The 871-nt window shown below is 73.9% G+C and carries 1 protein-coding gene; it reads right to left on the reverse strand.

Features of this window, described 5'->3' with window-relative positions; translation table 11 throughout:
- On the reverse strand, positions 1 to 717 hold a 717-nt coding region (locus ROTAS13_RS25195), incomplete at its 3' end, for a DnaJ domain-containing protein (protein WP_253187782.1).
- Positions 718 to 871 lie beyond the last annotated feature (154 nt).

Consider the following 871-nt stretch of genomic DNA (forward strand, 5'->3'; position numbering starts at 1 on the left):
GACATCCATCTCCAGGTCGCGGCCCTGGCGCCGGTAGAGCGGGTGGGGGTGCACCGCGATCTCGATCAGGGCGTCGCCGTCGGGGCCGCCGTCGCGCCCGGGCCGGCCCTTGCCGCGCAGACGCAGCACTTGGCCGTCCTCCAGCCCCGGCGGGATGCGGACATCGAGCGTGCCGCCTTCCGGCAGGGTCAGGCGCTGGGTCGCGCCATTCACCACGTCGAGGAAGGGGACCTCCAGGTGGTAGCGGCTGTCCTGGCCCTTGCGCGGGCGGGAGGAGCCGGCGGATTCGCCGCCCCGCTGGCGGAAGAACTGGCCGAAGATGTCGCCCAGGTCCTCCGGGTCGATCTGTCCCTCGAAGCCGCCATGCTCGAACCCGCCGCCGTAGCCGGTGGCGCCATGGGCCTCCGCACCGGTGCCGGGACCGGCGCGGTAGCGTCCGGCGCCGGGGGCGTCGGCATAGTCGCGCCAGTACTGGCGTGGCGGGACCTCCTGGCCAGTGGCGTCGATCTCGCCCCGGTCGAAGCGGGCCCGCTTCTCCGGATCGGAGAGCAGGTCGTGGGCAGCATTGGCCGCCTTGAAGCGTTCCTCCGCCACCTTGTCGCCGGGGTTGAGGTCGGGGTGGTGCTTCTTGGCGATGGCGCGGAAGGCCTTGCGGATCTCGTCCGGGCTGGCCTGCCGGCTGACGCCGAGCGTGCTGTAGGGATCGTCTTGGGCCATGGCGACCATGGTAACGCCGGGTCCGGCCGGAAGTCTCCCCACAGCCGCATGCAGGGCGGGCATGCGGGTCCTCCGCGGCCCGGAGGGGCGGGCGCCCCCTTTCCGGCATCGGCGCCGGCGGGTTCAGCCGGGCAGGGGGCGCCCCGGCACGGGG

Origin of the sequence: Roseomonas sp. TAS13 (assembly GCF_001950415.1) — a bacterium.
Lineage (GTDB): Bacteria > Pseudomonadota > Alphaproteobacteria > Acetobacterales > Acetobacteraceae > Roseomonas > Roseomonas mucosa.